Genomic DNA, 15,267 nt, shown 5'->3' on the forward strand with positions numbered 1-15,267 from the left:
GTCAGATCCCGGTGAAGGCGAGGTCGATCTGCCGCTTCATCGAGGCGACCATCTCCTCGGGCATCGGGAAGGCCGCGGCGAGCGCCGCCATCGCGCCTGACGCCGGCACCGGCTTCCCTGCCTGCGCGAGGTAGAACCGCGCGTACGCCTCGGCGAGCGCCGGGTCGATCTTCTCGACGATGAGCGCCCCGCCGCGCACGAGTCCCGTCGCCGCGAGCTTCGCGCCGGTCCCCTCGCGCTGCTGCGCCGGCGTGAGATGGTCGTTCACCGCGACGGTCGCCACCGGACTCGCCGCCTCGTGCGCGAACGTGAAGAGCATCACCGCCGCGGAATCGACGGTGGCCGGCCACGCGACCGCGTACTGGCTCAGGTTCTTCCCGGCCGGCACCGCGCGCCCCTCGCCCGCGAGCGAGAGCGAGACGATGAGGTCGCCGTTCCCCTGCTGCGTGTGGTTGAGGAACGGCTGCATCGCCGGACGCCACCGCGATTGCCAGAGCGTGTCGGACGCCGCGAGCGCCGCCGTCCGCGCCCGCTGCTGCTCGAGCCACCAGGCGTGGTAGAAGTCGCTCGACTCGTCGCCGAGCGCATGCACGAGTCGGAGGGCGAACTCGCGATCCTCCTTGCGCGGGAACTGCTGCGCGAGGAACGCGATGATCCCCTGCACCTCGCGATTGGTCGCGTTGCGCGGGTCCCCCTCGGCCTTCCGGAAGTACTCGAACGCCTGCTGCATCTCCGGCCAGGAGGCGAAGTAGAGCGCGAGGAACTGCGCCCCCTCGAGCGCCGGGCGCGTGCGCACCGTCGCCTGGAGCGACACGCGGATGGAGTCGAATTCCGTGTAGACCCGCCGCTGGTTCTTCTCGATCGTGATGTGGTCGGCGTAGCCGCGCGCGAAGAGCGGCACCGTCGCCGTGTCGGTGGTGAGCAGCGCGAAGCCGTGCAGCCAGAGGTCCACGTGCTCGCGCGTCTTCACCGGCCACTGCGGGCCGCGGACGACGGGGCGGAGCGGGGCAGCGGTGGCCTGCGTGCCGGCACAGCCGCCGGCGAGCATGAGGGTCGTGACGACGAGGAACAGGACGCCGAGCGCACGGGGGCGCGGACGGCGGTGGGGGCGGCTCAGGCCTTCCGCCCGCAGGTGACGCAGAACTTCCATCCGGATTCGATCTCCGCGCTGCAGCCGGGGCAGCGCCTCACAAGGAGATTCTGCCCGCAGGACGGGCAGAACTTGGTCGTGCGCCCCTTGGGGAGCGCCTGAGCGCAATACGGGCATTCGGGCTCGGCGGTGACACCGCTCGGGCCGGCGGCCTGGGCGGCCGCGAGCCCTTCGGCGGCGGCCGCCGAGAGACTGCTCGCGTAAGCCGCGAATGCCTCTGGTATCGCGCCCGACGGCCGAAGTTCCGTGATCGGCTCGACGATCGGTGCCGTCGACGGCCGGGACCCCGCCGGCGTGGGCGTCGCCGAGTGCCCGCCCGACGGCGGCGCGACGCGCGCGCCGGAGACCCGGGGCGACCCGATCGGCGTGGGGGGGCGCAGGTCGATCGTCGTGTCACCCGCGAGGATGTCCGATACGCCGGCCGTCGAGATCCGGAGCTTGGTGTGCGCATAGGTGCGCAACACCGTGAGGTCCGGGTTGGGCGTCGCGAGCTCGGCCTTCAGGTCGTCCTGCATGAGGTCGTCGCCGAAGAACCGGTCGCGTTCGCCCGAGACGAGCCGCATCAGCGTGTGGAGGTAGTCGTCGTGGGTGTCGAGCGCCCCGTCGCGCCGCGCCGCGCCGTAGGGCGCGAACGAGTCGAGCAGGTCGCCCACGGTGAGCGGTTGCTCGAGCGCGCCGGAGGCGTGCGCGGCGAGGACGATGCGGCGGAAGAGGAGGTCGAGGGCGTCCATGGCGGCCTGGGGTTCGGTCACGACACGCGAGGCAAAGATGGGGCCGCCTTGAACCGCTCGCCATCGGGGAAGGCTGCGACCGCGGCGCGCGCGCCGCCCTTCGCCCGCCGCGCCTCGAGCCAGGCGTCGAATCCCGAGTCGATGAAGCCGCCCGACGCCGAGAGCTCGGTGGCCGCCTTCACCGCGAGGTCGTTGGCGTACTCGTTCTGCGGATGCCCGGCGTGCCCCTTCACCCACTGCCACGACACCTCGTGGCCGTCCACCGCGCCGATCGCGTCGTGCCAGAGCGCGAGGTTCTCGATCGGCCCCGTCTTCCGCTTCCAGCCGTTGCGCGCCCAGCCGAAGACCCACGAGGTGAGCCCGTCCACGATGTAGCGCGAATCGGTCGTGAACTGCACGCTGAATCGCCCGTTCTTCGCGCCAAGGCCGTCGAAGGCCTCGATCACCGAGCGGAGCGCCATCTGGTTGTTCGTCGTCGCGCGCGCCGAGATCCAGAGGTCGCGCCGCGAGATGCGGCCGTCGGCGTGGCGCCACTCGGCGAGCACGCCCGCGCCGCCGGGATTGTCCCCTTCCTTGCCGTTGCCGAGGCACGACTCGTCGGCGTAGATCGCGACGAGCGGGAAGCGCGCGCTCACTTCACCACCTCCATCCGGTCCACCTCGTCGAGCCGCAGCGTGAGGCGCGCGCCGGTGGTCGGGTGCCGCGCGACGATCACCTCGGCGCCGTCCTGCATGATCAGGCGCTCGGGGATCACGAGATACTCGGTGCCACGCCGCAGGATCGCGACGCGCGTGGCGTCGACGATCGCCCGCTCGAGCGCATCGTACTGCTTGACCGTCAACTGCCCCACGCGACCCCCTTCGGTCCGCACCACTCGGTGATGAAGCGCGTGAGCACGTTCGTCGCGCGCGCGATCTCGTCCACCGGCACGTACTCCTCCGCCGCGTGCGCGAGCGCGATGTCGCCCGGGCCGAAGCAGACGGCCGGGATCCCCGCGGCGGTGAAGAGCGCCGCATCGGTCCAGCAGGAGAGCCCTTCGATCGGCGCGGCCTCGCCCGCGGCCGCGCAGGCGGTGCGCAACGCCACCACGTGCGGCTCCTCGTGCGAGACGTCGTTGGGCGCCTGTCCCACGCCGAGCACGTACTCGGCCTGGAAATCCGGCACCCGCGCGCGCACCCGCGCGATCGCCGCGTCGAGTTCGCGGCCGAGGTCGGCTCCTTGCTCGCCGGGGAGCGTCCGCCGCTCGACGGTGAACGTGCACCGGTCCGGATAGGTCGAGGGGCCGATGCCGCCCTGGATGGTGCCCGCATGCAGCGACGCGCGCCCGAGGAGCGGATGCGTGCGCGTGGTGAGCACCTCCTGCTCGTAGGCGTGCAGCTCGGCGAGGAGCAGGCCCGCATGCGTGATGGCGTCCACGCCGACGTCGTACCGCGATCCGTGCGCCGCGCGTCCCGCGACGGTGATGTCCGCCCAGGCGAAGCCGCGGTGCGCCGGGCAGAGCGCGAGGCGCGTGGGTTCGGTGACGACCGCGGCGTGCGCGGTGATGCCCATCGCCAGCAGCGCGCGTGTACCGGCGCTCGCGTACTCCTCGTCGGCGACCGCGGCGATGATCACCTCGCCGCCGAGGTCGATCGCCGCGGCGGCGTGCGCGGCGGCGGCGCACATCGCGGCGATGCCGGCCTTCATGTCGCAGGCGCCGCGACCGTAGAGGCGGCCGTCGCGGATGAGGGGATCGTGCGGCGCGTGCGTCATGCCCTCCACGCCCACCGTGTCGAGGTGGCCGTTGAGCAGCAGCGAGCGCCCGCCATGTCCGCCGCCGATGCGCGCGAGGAGATTGGGGCGGCCCGGGAGCGCCTCGAGCAGGTCCACCGCGAATCCCCACTCGCGCAGTACGCGCGCCAGCAACTCGGCCACCGCCCCCTCGCCCGGTCCGTCGGGCGCGAGTGAGGGATTGCGGGAGTCGACGGCGACGAGCGAGCGCGTCAGGGCGAGGGCGTCGCCGCGGGGGATCAGGGACACGTCGGGTCGGAGGGTCGCGATGGCGGGAGGAGCGGGCGGAGCGTGCGCAGGGCGGAAACGCAGAGAGCGCACCCGAAAGGTGCGCTCTCGCGGGGTCGAGCGGGACCGCCGAGCGCTACTTGTGCGGCGTCGGCTTCTTGGCGACGACCTTCTTGGCGGCCGGCGCGGGCTTCTTGGCCGCGGGCTTGACCGCAGCCTTCGCCGGGGCGGCGGCCGGCTTGGCGACAGGCTTGGCGGCCGGCTTAGCCGGGGCGGCCTTGGCGGGCGCGGCCGCGGGCTTCGCGACGATCGCGGGCTTCGGCGGCGACGAGACGACCAAGGGCTTGGCGACCGGGGCCGGGACAGCGACCTTGGGGAGCGTCTTGCCCTTGTTCTTCTTGAGCCACGCCTCCTCGGCGTCGCGCACGAGCTTGTCGGCCTCATCCTGCGTCATCTGGCCGCGACGGACCATGTACTGCACGAGGTCGCGGGCGGATTCGATGGAGAAGGCCACGAGTCCGGCGGCCGCGCCGACGACGTCCTTCATGGCGGCGGCCATCTTGCTGCCGGCCTCCAGCGAGATCTCGTGGGCCTTCGCGGCCATCTCGGCCACGGTGTCGCGGACGTCCTGGCCGCGGTGGCCGGGGTGGCGCTTGGGCGGGACGACAGGAGCGGCGGCCGCTTCGGCCGGCTTCTCGGTATCAGGCATGTTGGCTTCCGTTGCGAGGTGCTGCGCGATATGAACGCGCGCAAGTATATGATTTTTCAGCTTGTACGCAAGTAGTACAAGTGGTGAATTTCGAGCATTTTCGTCGCGTCTGTTACATCGCCCGTACTGTCGTTAACAAGTCATCACCACGACATCATAATGCATCTTCCGCTCGATGGCATCAGAATACTCGACCTTTCCCGCGTACTCGCCGGGCCGCTCGCCGGCATGATCCTCGGCGATCTCGGGGCCGATGTCATCAAGATCGAGCGGCCCGGCACCGGTGACGAGACCCGCGGCTGGGGGCCGCCGTTCGACGAACGCGGCGAAAGCGCCTACTACCTGTCCGCCAATCGCAACAAGCTCAGCGTCGCCGCCGACCTCGCCCTGCCGGCCGATCGGGCCCTTCTCGAGCGCCTCATCGCCGGCACGGACGTCGTGCTCGAGAACTTCCGGCCCGGCACCCTCGAGCGTCGCGGCCTCGGGGCCGACGAGATGCTCCGGCGGCACCCGCAGCTCATCTGGTGCACCATCACCGGCTTCGGGCTCGACAGTCCTCGTCCCGGTTACGACTTCGTCGTCCAGGCCGAATCGGGCTGGATGGCGATCACCGGCGAGGCGGAGGGAGGGCCGATGAAGGTCGGGGTGGCGCTCGCCGACGTGCTCGCGGGAAAGGACGCGGCCCTTGCGATCCTCGGGGCGCTGGTCGGGCGCGCTCGGACGGGCGCGGGCCATCGCGCCGCGCACACGAGTGCGGACCGGCGCCTGACGGTCTCGCTCGCGCACAGCGCGACGGCGGCGCTGGTGAACGTGGCGCAGAACGCGCTTGTCTCCGGCGACGAGGCGCGGCGCTGGGGGAACGCGCACCCCAACCTGGTGCCGTACGAGCTCTTCGAGGCGGCGGACCGCCCGCTCGTCATCGCGGTGGGGAGCGACGCGCAGTTCGTCTCGTGCGCGCAGGCGCTCGGGCTCGACACGCTCGCGCACGACGCGTCGCTCGCGACCAACGCGGGCCGCCTCGCCGCGCGCGCCCGGGTGGTGGGCGCGATCGCCGCACGCGTGCGCTCGGCCCCGGCCGCGCACTGGATCGCGCGGCTCGAGGACGCCGGCGTCCCCTGCGGGGTCGTGAAGCCGGTGCTTGAGGCGCTCAAGGCGGTGGAGGCCTCCGCCCTGACGGGCGTCGCCCCCCAAGCCCCCGGGCGCGTCCGCCGCCCACCGCCGCGGCTCGACGAACAGGGCGCCGCCGTCAGGGCGACCGGTTGGGGCGCGTTCAGCGGATGAGCCTCGGGGTCCGCGTCCCCCTTCGCCCTTCTCCCTTCTGCCTTCTGAAGCTGTGACCTCCCTCACGATTGCTCGTCCCTGCTATGCGACGAACCGGGTTCGCACGGTCCGTCGGTAGCGGAGGCCCTGTCCGCGGCGCGGTGTTGGGATTACACTAGCACCGTGCCACAGACCAGCACCGAGCCTACTGCTCCCGACGAATCGTTCGACGCCGATCAAGCGGTCATCGACCGCGTGCTCGCCGGTGACCGCAATGCCTTCGGCATCCTGATCGAGCGCTACAGCGATCCGCTGTATCGCCACGCCTACGGGATGACGGGCAGCGCGGACGTGGCGGAGGACATCCTGCAGGTCTCGTTCATCAAGGCGTTCCATCACCTGGGTGAGGTCCGAGGCCGGTTCGATGCCTGGGTGTTCCGGATCGTGGCGAACGGGTGCAAGGACTGGCTCAAGAACATCCGGCGCACGCACCTCAGTTACGAAGAGGACGATCAACCGTCTGGATTGGAGACCCCCGAGGAAGAGTTGGACCGGGGGGAGATGCGCCGGGATCTCGACGGCGCGTTGCAGGCCCTCCCGTCCTCACTGCGGGAAGCGTTCGTGATGAAGCACGTCGAAGGTCGGTCGTACGAAGAGATGGCCGAGCTGCTCGACGCGACGGTCGGTGCCCTGAAGATGCGTGTCCATCGCGCCCGTGAGGCGCTGCAGAAGCTCCTGGAGGATCGATACTCGTGATGCAAGATTCGCTCGACCCCCGTGATGTGGTCCGCCAGCCGGCGACCGACGCTGCTCGTCCTGCCCAGCAGGCCGAGCCCACCGCTGCCGACCGCGAGGTCACGCCGCCGGGGACGGAACTCCCGTCCGCGGTGCACGCCTACCTCGACGGCGACAAGGTGAACGAGACCGCGCTCAGCGCCGCCCAGCGCGAGATCGAGCTCTGGAAGCGCATCAGCGCGGAGACGGGTCGCCGTCGCCGCATGGTGACGCCCTCGTACCTGCCCTCCCAGATCCTGGCGAAGCTCGCGGACGATTGAGTTCGTCCCGGCTCCGCTCTCTCGAAAGGCTGCCCGCGAGGGCAGCCTTTCTTGTTCCCGCGTCGGTGCCGGACGCCGCGCGCCGGTGCCGCCGCGCTAGATTCTGCCCCTCACCGCCTCGACAGGAGCCCCAGTGACCTCGCATCGCGCACAGCGCCCCTCCCCGGACGAGTACCCGTCGTTCTATGCCGGATACGTCTCGCAGGTCCCGGACGGCGACGTCGTCGAGGCGCTCATCGGCGGCGCCGAGATCGCCGCGGCGCTCCTGCACGACCTCGACGAGGAGCGCGGCGACCACGCCTACGCGCCGGGGAAGTGGACGCTCAAGGAGGTCCTCCTCCACTGCGCCGACGCCGAGCGGATCTTCGTGTACCGCGCGCTCCGCATCGCGCGCGGCGACCAGACGCCGCTCCCGGGCTGGGACGAGAACACCTACGCCCCGATGAGCGGCGCGGGCGCGAGGTCGATGGACTCGATCATGGACGAGCTCGAGTCAGTGCGCGAGGCCTCGGTCACGCTCTTTCATGGCCTCCCCGAGGAGGCGTGGACGCGCGCAGGCACCGCCAACGGCAAGCCGATCACGGTGCGCGCGATCGCCTGGATCACGGCGGGGCATCTGTTGCACCACCTGGGGGTCGTGCAGGAGCGATATCTAGGATGAAGGCTGAAGGATGAAGGGGGAAGTGATCGGTGTTGCTCTCCACCTTCATCCTTCATCATTCAGCCTTCATCTCAGACGTGCAACGCCCTTCCCAGCGCCCCCAGCGCCGCTTCCTTCACGACCTCGCTGAGCGTCGGGTGCGAGTGCACCGTCCCGCCGATGTCGTCCGCCGTGCCGCGGTACTCCATCGCCAGCACGACCTCGCTCAACAGGTCGCTCACGTTGGGGCCGATCATGTGGCAGCCGAGGATCTCGTCGGTCGCGGCGTCGGTGACGAACTTCACGAAGCCGTCGGTGTTGCCCATGGTGCGCGCACGGCCGTTCGCCGAGAACGGGAACTTCCCCACCTTGTACGCGCGTCCGCTCGCCTTCACCTCGGCCTCGGTCTGGCCGCAGGTCGCGATCTCGGGCCAGGTGTAGACCACGCCCGGCATGTTGTGGTAGTGCATGTGCACCCGCTTGCCGGCGATCACCTCGGCGGCGATCACACCCTCGTCCTCGGCCTTGTGCGCGAGCAGCTTGCCGCCGACCGCGTCGCCGATGGCGAAGACGTTCGGCAGGTTGGTCCGCAGCTGGTCATCCACGACGATCTCGCCGCGCGCGCCGAGCCGCAGGCCGAGGGCGACGGCGTCGATCCCGGAGAGTGACGGGCGGCGGCCGATCGACACGAGCACATGGTCGGCCTCGAACGTCTGCGCCGCGCCATCCCTCTCGGTGGTGATCACCACGCGCGCACCATCGCGGTGGCCGCCGGTCACCTTGGTGCCGGTGTGGAGCGTGAGCCCCTGCTTGGTGAAGATCCGCGTCGCGTCCTTGATGACGTCGGCGTCGTTGCCGGGGAGGATGGTCGGCGCGTACTCGATCACGGTGACCTGCGCGCCGAGGCGGCGCCAGACGGAGCCGAGCTCGAGGCCGATCACTCCGCCGCCGATCACGATGAGGTGCTTGGGCACCTCGGGGATCCTCAGCGCTCCGACGTTCGAGTGGATCCGCTCTTCGTCGAACTTGAGGAAGGGGAGCTCCATCGGCACGGAGCCGGTGGCGATGATGACGTGCTTCGCGGCGTAGCTGGTCACGGCGCCGTCGGCGGCGCGCACCTCGACGGCGTTGCCGGCCTTGAGCGTCCCGAAGCCCTTGGCCCAGGTGACCTTGTTCTTCTTGAAGAGGAACTCGACCCCCTTGGTGTTCTGCGCGACGACGTCGTCCTTGCGCTTCATCATGCGCGCGAGGTCGAACGAGACGCCGGTGAAGTCGATCCCGTGCTCGGCGGCGTGGTGCCGGGCGAAGTCGTAGTGCTCCGACGAGCCGAGGAGGGCCTTGGACGGGATGCAGCCGACGTTGACGCAGGTGCCGCCGAGGGTCTTGTCGGCTTCGACGCAGACCACCGAGAGGCCGAGCTGCGCGGCGCGGATCGAGGCGACGTAGCCGCCGGGGCCGCCGCCGATGACGACGACGTCGGGGGAGAGGATCGGGTCGGGCATGGGCTCGGGGTTGGTGACGCCCGCAATCTAACGATGCGGGGTGCGGGGTCGGGGTCCCGGGATGCAAGGGGAACGGCGTATCACCACAGAGGACACAGAGGGCACAGAGAACGGCGGAGGGTGGTGATGCGCGATCAGGTCAGTCATGCGGTGATCGGGGCGGCGATCGCGGTGCACAGGGAGCTCGGGCCAGGCTTGCTGGAATCGGTATACTCTGCCTGCCTCTGCCACGAACTGCGAAGGCGCGGCGTGCCGTTCGCACGGCAGGTCAGGGTCCCGGTGCGGTACGCCGGCGAGCTCGTGGACGCCTCCTTTCGCTTGGACTTGCTGGTGAACGGCCAACTCATCGTGGAGCTCAAGTCAGTCGATCTCCTGCTCGAGGTGCACCGTGCGCAGTTGATCACCTATCTCAAACTGACTGGCATCCGTCGTGGCCTCCTCATCAACTTCAACGTCCTGAGATTGACGGAGGGCATCAGCCGCCTGGTCGTCTGACTCCGCCGTTCTCTGTGTCCTCTGTGCCCTCTGTGGTGACCGCCGTTGCAGTAACTTGCGAACACGATGCCGACGATCTCGCTCCTGACCTGCACCCGCAACCCGGACCCTGACACCCTCCGCCGGGTGCTGGTCGGCATCGAGGCACTCAAGGTCCCGGCCGGCTGGACGCGCGAGTTCGTGCTCGTCGACTCGGCCAGCGCGCATCCCCTCGCCGAGCGGGCGGAGGAGCGGCTCTTCGTCGAGCGTGAGCCCTGGGCGCGCATCGTGCGCTGCGAGGAGCCCGGCCTCTCGGTCGCGCGGCGCGCGGGGATCGCCGCGACGACCGGCGAGGTGCTCGTCTGGTTCGACGACGACAACGTCCCCGAGCCCGACTATCTCGTCCAAGTCGCGTCCGCGGCCGCCGCGCACCCAGAGGTCTCCGTCTGGGGCGCCGGCACCATCGTCGTCGAGTACACGGGGCCTGTCGCGCACTGGATCGAACGCGACATGCGCCCCTTCTTCCAGGAGCGCGCGCACGGGCACGACGAATTCGGCCGCGCGATGACCTGGGCACCGTACTTCCCCGTCGGGTCGGGACTCGTCACGCGCCGCGCCGCGGCGGAGCGGTGGGCGACGGCTACGACGAGCGGCCGCTACACCCTCACCGGTCGCCGCGGCGAGGCGCTCTCGGCGGGCGACGACGCGCAGATCATCTTCGGCGCGGTGGCCGCGGGCGAGCAGGTGGGCGTGGTCGCGCGGCAGGCGCTGCGGCACCTCATCCCGCCGTCGCGCTGCACCGGCGATTACCTCGCGCGGATGGAGTTCGGGATCTCGGCCTCGCTGCGCATCGCGCGCGCCGAGTGCTTCCCGGGCGAGGCGAGCCTGCGCGGCGAGGCCGACCTCTCGCTCGTCGATGCGGCGCGCGCGGCCCTCGCGGCGTTGCCGGCGCATGGCGTGATCGACGGGCCGCGCCATGCGCGTCTCGAGCTCGCGCGCCGACTCGGTGCCATCGCTGGGGCCTGCCAAGCGGACGGCCGCCCGGAGCCGGAGTGGCTGCGGGCGGCCGTGGCGATGCTCGGGCTGCGCTGACCGGACGCGGACGGCGCGTCGGGCGCGTCGCCCCGACTCAGTCGTCGATCAGCATCGCGGCGGGGTCCTCCATCAGCTCCTTCACGCGGACGAGGAAGAGCACGGCCTGCTGCCCGTCGATGATCCGGTGGTCGTAGCTGAGGGCGACGTACATCATCGGGCGGACGACGACCTGGCCGTTCACGACCATCGCGCGGTCCTGCGTCTTGTGGAGCCCGAGGATCGCGACCTGCGGGAAGTTGATGATCGGCGTGGAGATGAGCGAGCCGAACACGCCGCCGTTCGTGATCGTGAACGTGCCGCCGGTGAGGTCGTCCATCGTCAGCTTGCCGTCGCGCGCGCGCTTGGCGACGGCATTCATCGCCTTGGAGAAGCCGATCATCCCCATCCGGTCGGCGTCCTTCACGTTCGGCACGACGAGGCCCGCGTCGCTGGCGACGGCGATGCCGAGGTTCACGTAGTGCTTGTAGATGACGGAGTCGCCGTCGATCTGCGCGTTGACCACCGGGAAGGCCTTGAGCGCCATGCATGCGGCCTTGGCGAAGAACGGCATGAAGCTGAGCTTCACGCCATGTTCCTTCTCGACGCGCTCCTTCATCCGCTCGCGGAAGGTCGACACGGCGGACATGTCGATCTCGTTGAACGTCGTGAGGTGCGCGGTGGAGTGCTGGGCGTTGAGGAGATTGTCGGCGATGCGCTTGCGGCGCGTCGTCATCTTCTCGCGGGTCTCGCGGAGGCCGGGTGCGGGAACGGCAACGGCCTTCACCACAGAGGGCACAGAGGGCACAGAGGACGGCGGAGCCGAGGGCTTCGGGGCGTCCATCGCGGCGATCACGTCGGGCTTGCTGATCACGCCGCCGCGGCCGGTGCCTTGGACGGTCCGGAGGTCCACGCCCTGTTCCGCGGCGAGGCGCTGGGCGCTCGGGGCGGTGCGGAGGTCGGGGGCGGGGGATGCGGGAGCCGGCACGGTAACAGCCTGAACCACAGGGGGCACAGGGGACACAGTGGGCTTCGCGGGCGCTTCAGCGGGGGCGGCGGCGGAGGCCGTCGCGGTCTCGTCGAGTTCGGCGAGCAGTTCCGCCAGCTGCACCACGTCGCCTTCCTGCTTCAGGCGCTTCACGAGGACGCCGGCATTGAGCGCCGGCACCTCGACGGTGATCTTATCCGTCTCCAGTTCGACCAGCGTCTCGCCGATCGCGACCGCATCGCCCTCCTTCTTGTTCCAGCGGGAGATGGTCGCTTCAGTGATGCTCTCGCCGAGCGGCGGGACCTTGATGGGGATCATCGCGGCAGGTTCGTCGGGGGTGGATCAGTCGCGCGTCCGCGTGACCGGTCGTCCTCGAATATAACGGGGGTACGCAGGCGTGCGGGCACTCACCATCGACGCCCATGGCGGATTGGACCAGCTCCGCTACCGCGATGACCTCGCCGCGCCGGTGCTGCCGGAGGCGGGGCATGTGCGCGTGCGTCTCCGCGCGGCGGCCCTCAATCGCCTCGACCTCTGGACGCTCGGCGGACTGCCGGGCGTGACGATCACGCCACCCTGGATCCTCGGCGGCGACGGGATGGGCGTCGTCGCCGAGGTCTCGCCGGACGTGACCGAGGTCGCGGTCGGGACGCGCGTGATGATCAATCCGGGGCTCTCCTGCCGCGCCTGCGACTTCTGCCGCCGCGGCGAGCACTCGCTCTGCATCCGCTTCCAGCTCCTCGGCGAGCATGCGCCGGGCACCCTCGCCGAGGAGATCGTGCTCCCCGCGACGAACGTGCAGCCCGTGCCGGACGGTGTGAGCGACGAGGTCGCGGCGGCCTTCACGCTCGCGACGCTCACCGCCTGGCGGATGTGCGTCACGCGCGCGCAGGTGCAGCCAGGCGAGACGGTGCTCATCTGGGGGATCGGCGGCGGCGTGGCGCTCGCGGCGCTCCAGATCTGCAAGGCGCGCGGCGCGCACGTCATCGTGACCTCGGGGAGCGAGGCGAAGCTCGCGCGGGCCCGCGCGCTCGGGGCCGACGACGGCCTCGACCATCACATGAAGGACCTCGGGCTCGAGGTGCGGAAGCGCACGGGCCGCAGGGGCGCGGACGTGATCATCGACTCCACCGGGCAGCGCACCTGGGACCAGTCGCTCCTCGCGCTCGGGCGTGGCGGGCGGCTCGTCACCTGCGGCGGCACCACGGGGCCCACGCTCGCGATGGACGTGCGTCGCCTCTTCTGGCACCAGTGGACGATCATGGGCTCGACGATGGGGAACGCGGCCGAGTTCGCGGCGATCGGCGCGGAGCTCGCGGCGGGGCGGCTCGTGCCGCCGATCGACTCGGTGCATCCGCTCGCCGACGCGCGCGCGGCCTTCGCGCGCCTCGAGAGCGGGGCGCAGTTCGGGAAGGTCGTCGTGCGGATCGCACCATGACCGAGCGCGCGCAGTTCGACGCGGCGGAGGAGAAGTCCGTGCGCGAGGCCTATGGTCGCGACGGACACGCCGACTGCCCACGCTGCGCGGTGCGGATGCGTCCCCGCTCGATCGGCGGCGGGAGCTTCGGACTCGGGTACGCGCGGCAGCGCGAGTGGCTCCTCTGTCCGCAGTGCCATCGCAGCGTGCTCTTCGACCTCAAGCGCGGGACGCGCAACTAGCGCCCGGTCGCCACGCTACATTTCCTGCGATGCGACCCCTCCATCGCGCGCTCGTCGCGCTGGCGTTCCTCTCGACCGTCGTCGGCGCGCAGCAGGAGCCGCCGCGCCGGATCGAGTTCGTCCAAGGCTCCACCGCCGCCGATACGCTCGGGCCCCGCTGGGGTTCGAGTCGCGAGTTGCGCGCCCGCTTCGTGCGCGACCAGACGGTCCTCGGCCTCACGGTCTACGCGCCCGCGTTCGCGACGATGGTCGGGCGTGACGGCCTCACCGGGAGCGCGGGCTATCTCGTGATGGCGGGCGGGACCTTCTTCGCCGCGGCGGAGATGACGCGTCACGTGCGCATCACCGAGGCGCGCGCGCTCATGTCGCCCGCGATGGCGCTCCGCGGCGCCGGCGGCGCGCTGCTCATCGTCACGCAGGGCGAGACCGAGATGCGCACCGGCGCGGCCGCGGTGCTGCTCGGCGGACTCGTCGGCGCGGGCTCGGGTCTGTACTTCGGCGGTGGACTCACCGGCGGCGAGGCCGCCGCGACGGTGATGGGGCACGACCTCGCGATGGGCACCGCGGTGGCGCTCACCTTCGCGGGCGATGCCGATCCCTTCGATTCGGCCGGTGTCGATCGCGCCAGCTCGGCGCTCCTCTGGACGGCCGCCGGGCTCGGCGGCTACTTCGCCGGGCGCTGGTACGCCGGCGTCGCGCCGCACAACCTCACCGTCGGCGACCTGCAGACGCTGTGGACCGGCGCGACGATCGGCGCGATGGCCGCGGGGACCGCGATCGCGAGCAGCTCGCCCAACAGCGAGACCGTCGCGACGTCGCTCCTCGCCGGCGGCTGGCTCGGCATCCTCCTCACCGAGCGCACGCTCGTGCGCCGCTACGACCATACGCGCAGCGAGGCGAACCTCGTCGCGCTCGGCGGTGTCGCCGGTGCGCTCATGGGCATGGGCGTGGGCATCCTCGCCGCGGGCGAGGCCGATCGCGGCGAGTCGCTCACGCTCGGCTTCGCGACGCTCGGCGCCGTGGCCGGCGTGGCGATGGCCGAGCGCTACATCCAGCCCGATCGCGATGCGGGACGCCTCGCCTGGCTCGAGCGCGTGCGCGTCACGCCGACCGGACTCGCCGTGGCCGCGCTGGGTGCGCCCGGCAAGCACTCCCTCCTGAGCTTCACCTTCTAGCGCCCATCGGTGATCCCGTGACGTTCTACGATCGGCTCCTCGAGAGCCTCCAGCGCATCTGGCAGTTCATCCCGTCGATGTTCGCGGCGGGCGTGGTGCTCGCGATCGGGTTCTTCATCGCGAAGCTCGCGCAGCGGGGCGTGGGGAGCATCCTGCGGCGGATCCACCTGAACGACGTGCTCAAGCGCGGCGGCATCCCCGCGCGCGACCATACGGGCGCGCCGGTGAACCCCACGCGTGTCGTGGCGAACCTCGTCTTCTGGTTCGTGCTCTTCACCGCGATGCTCGTCGCCGCCGACGCGCTGGGGATCGACTACCTCGGGCAGGTGTTCAGCGAGCTCGTGAGCTACATCCCGAGCGTGATCGCGGCGATCGTGATCGTGATCCTCGGCATCGTGCTCGGTGATTTCGTGGGGGCGCTCATCCTCGCGAGCACGCCGCGGCTGGACGGCGGCCCGATGCTCGCGCGCGCGGGGAAGGGCGGGGTGATCCTGCTCGCGGTGTTCATGTCGCTGCAGGAACTGGGCGTGGCGACGGACATCGTCACGACGGCGTTCGCGATCATCTTCGGCGCGATCGCGCTGGCGCTGGCGCTCTCGTTCGGGCTGGGGAACCGCGACCTCGCGGGCGAGGTGACGCGGGCCTGGTACGAGCGGTGGCGCGCCGAGCGGGACGCGATCGCGGCGGAGAACGAGCGGGACGACTTCGATGCGGGGAGCGGGACGCGGGGCTGAGTCCTCCTGCAACGGCGGTCACCACAGAGGGCACAGAGGGCACAGAGAACCGCGGAGGACTGCTGCGGCGCTGTCGTCCGCGGCGATCCGCCCTTCCCCAACGCCCCTCTCCGCCGTTCTC

At 71.0% G+C, this 15,267-nt stretch carries 18 protein-coding genes; 10 read left to right on the forward strand and 8 right to left on the reverse strand.

Going from position 1 to position 15,267, the window contains the following annotated elements:
- Position 1: 1 nt before the first annotated feature.
- The 6 genes from IPJ78_11220 to IPJ78_11245 all read right to left on the reverse strand — a co-directional run bounded on the left by IPJ78_11220 (position 2) and on the right by IPJ78_11245 (position 4,588).
- Positions 2–1,150, reverse strand: a complete 1,149-nt coding sequence (locus tag IPJ78_11220; protein ID MBK7907117.1) for a hypothetical protein — start codon at positions 1,148–1,150, stop codon at positions 2–4.
- The gene (locus IPJ78_11225; protein ID MBK7907118.1) at positions 1,114–1,902 is read right to left on the reverse strand and encodes a zinc ribbon domain-containing protein; all 789 of its coding nucleotides are present in this window, start codon (positions 1,900–1,902) and stop codon (positions 1,114–1,116) included. Before IPJ78_11225 ends, IPJ78_11220 begins: the two co-directional genes overlap by 37 nt.
- Positions 1,899–2,516 carry a ribonuclease HI gene (locus tag IPJ78_11230; GenBank protein MBK7907119.1) on the reverse strand — a complete coding sequence of 206 codons (618 nt, stop codon included), beginning with the start codon at positions 2,514–2,516 and terminating at the stop codon, positions 1,899–1,901. Before IPJ78_11230 ends, IPJ78_11225 begins: the two co-directional genes overlap by 4 nt.
- A complete protein-coding gene (locus tag IPJ78_11235; GenBank protein MBK7907120.1) occupies positions 2,513–2,731 on the reverse strand; it encodes a hypothetical protein in 219 nt (72 codons plus the stop codon). The genes IPJ78_11230 and IPJ78_11235 overlap by 4 nt, the downstream gene beginning before the upstream one ends.
- Entirely contained in the window at positions 2,719–3,900 is a 1,182-nt protein-coding gene (locus tag IPJ78_11240; protein MBK7907121.1) for an ArgE/DapE family deacylase, read from the reverse strand. Before IPJ78_11240 ends, IPJ78_11235 begins: the two co-directional genes overlap by 13 nt.
- A 115-nt stretch (positions 3,901–4,015) precedes the next feature.
- Positions 4,016–4,588, reverse strand: a complete 573-nt coding sequence (locus IPJ78_11245) for a hypothetical protein (GenBank protein ID MBK7907122.1) — start codon at positions 4,586–4,588, stop codon at positions 4,016–4,018.
- A 159-nt stretch (positions 4,589–4,747) separates the two neighbouring features.
- Here IPJ78_11245 and IPJ78_11250 point away from each other — a divergent pair, with 159 nt between their 5' ends.
- The 4 genes from IPJ78_11250 (at position 4,748) to IPJ78_11265 (ending at position 7,564) form a co-directional block, all read left to right on the forward strand.
- The gene (locus IPJ78_11250; GenBank protein ID MBK7907123.1) at positions 4,748–5,869 is read left to right on the forward strand and encodes a CoA transferase; all 1,122 of its coding nucleotides are present in this window, start codon (positions 4,748–4,750) and stop codon (positions 5,867–5,869) included.
- Between the two features lie 162 nt (positions 5,870–6,031).
- Complete coding sequence (locus tag IPJ78_11255) at positions 6,032–6,604, forward strand: RNA polymerase sigma factor (GenBank protein MBK7907124.1); 573 nt, start codon at positions 6,032–6,034, stop codon at positions 6,602–6,604.
- Entirely contained in the window at positions 6,604–6,903 is a 300-nt protein-coding gene (locus IPJ78_11260; protein ID MBK7907125.1) for a hypothetical protein, read from the forward strand. Before IPJ78_11255 ends, IPJ78_11260 begins: the two co-directional genes overlap by 1 nt.
- 133 nt (positions 6,904–7,036) lie before the next feature.
- Complete coding sequence (locus IPJ78_11265) at positions 7,037–7,564, forward strand: DinB family protein (protein ID MBK7907126.1); 528 nt, start codon at positions 7,037–7,039, stop codon at positions 7,562–7,564.
- Between the two features lie 71 nt (positions 7,565–7,635).
- Here IPJ78_11265 and lpdA read toward each other — a convergent pair whose 3' ends face one another.
- The gene (gene lpdA, locus IPJ78_11270) at positions 7,636–9,045 is read right to left on the reverse strand and encodes a dihydrolipoyl dehydrogenase (GenBank protein ID MBK7907127.1); all 1,410 of its coding nucleotides are present in this window, start codon (positions 9,043–9,045) and stop codon (positions 7,636–7,638) included.
- 123 nt (positions 9,046–9,168) lie between these two features.
- Here lpdA and IPJ78_11275 point away from each other — a divergent pair, with 123 nt between their 5' ends.
- The gene (locus IPJ78_11275; GenBank protein MBK7907128.1) at positions 9,169–9,540 is read left to right on the forward strand and encodes a GxxExxY protein; all 372 of its coding nucleotides are present in this window, start codon (positions 9,169–9,171) and stop codon (positions 9,538–9,540) included.
- A gap of 66 nt (positions 9,541–9,606) precedes the next feature.
- Entirely contained in the window at positions 9,607–10,611 is a 1,005-nt protein-coding gene (locus IPJ78_11280) for a glycosyltransferase family 2 protein (GenBank protein MBK7907129.1), read from the forward strand.
- A gap of 37 nt (positions 10,612–10,648) precedes the next feature.
- On the opposite strand, the gene odhB is transcribed toward IPJ78_11280, so the two are convergent.
- A complete protein-coding gene (gene odhB, locus IPJ78_11285; protein MBK7907130.1) occupies positions 10,649–11,896 on the reverse strand; it encodes a 2-oxoglutarate dehydrogenase complex dihydrolipoyllysine-residue succinyltransferase in 1,248 nt (415 codons plus the stop codon).
- 79 nt (positions 11,897–11,975) lie between these two features.
- Here odhB and IPJ78_11290 point away from each other — a divergent pair, with 79 nt between their 5' ends.
- The 4 genes from IPJ78_11290 to IPJ78_11305 are packed head-to-tail and all read left to right on the forward strand — an operon-like array spanning position 11,976 to position 15,146.
- Positions 11,976–13,016 (forward strand): zinc-binding dehydrogenase, encoded by a 1,041-nt coding sequence (locus tag IPJ78_11290; protein ID MBK7907131.1) that lies wholly within the window; start codon positions 11,976–11,978, stop codon positions 13,014–13,016.
- Positions 13,013–13,237, forward strand: a complete 225-nt coding sequence (locus tag IPJ78_11295; protein MBK7907132.1) for a hypothetical protein — start codon at positions 13,013–13,015, stop codon at positions 13,235–13,237. Before IPJ78_11290 ends, IPJ78_11295 begins: the two co-directional genes overlap by 4 nt.
- A 29-nt stretch (positions 13,238–13,266) precedes the next feature.
- Entirely contained in the window at positions 13,267–14,412 is a 1,146-nt protein-coding gene (locus IPJ78_11300; GenBank protein MBK7907133.1) for a hypothetical protein, read from the forward strand.
- Between the two features lie 17 nt (positions 14,413–14,429).
- Positions 14,430–15,146 carry a mechanosensitive ion channel gene (locus IPJ78_11305; protein ID MBK7907134.1) on the forward strand — a complete coding sequence of 239 codons (717 nt, stop codon included), beginning with the start codon at positions 14,430–14,432 and terminating at the stop codon, positions 15,144–15,146.
- Positions 15,147–15,267: the final 121 nt, after the last annotated feature.

The organism is Gemmatimonadota bacterium, from assembly GCA_016714015.1.
Taxonomy (GTDB): domain Bacteria; phylum Gemmatimonadota; class Gemmatimonadetes; order Gemmatimonadales; family Gemmatimonadaceae; genus Pseudogemmatithrix.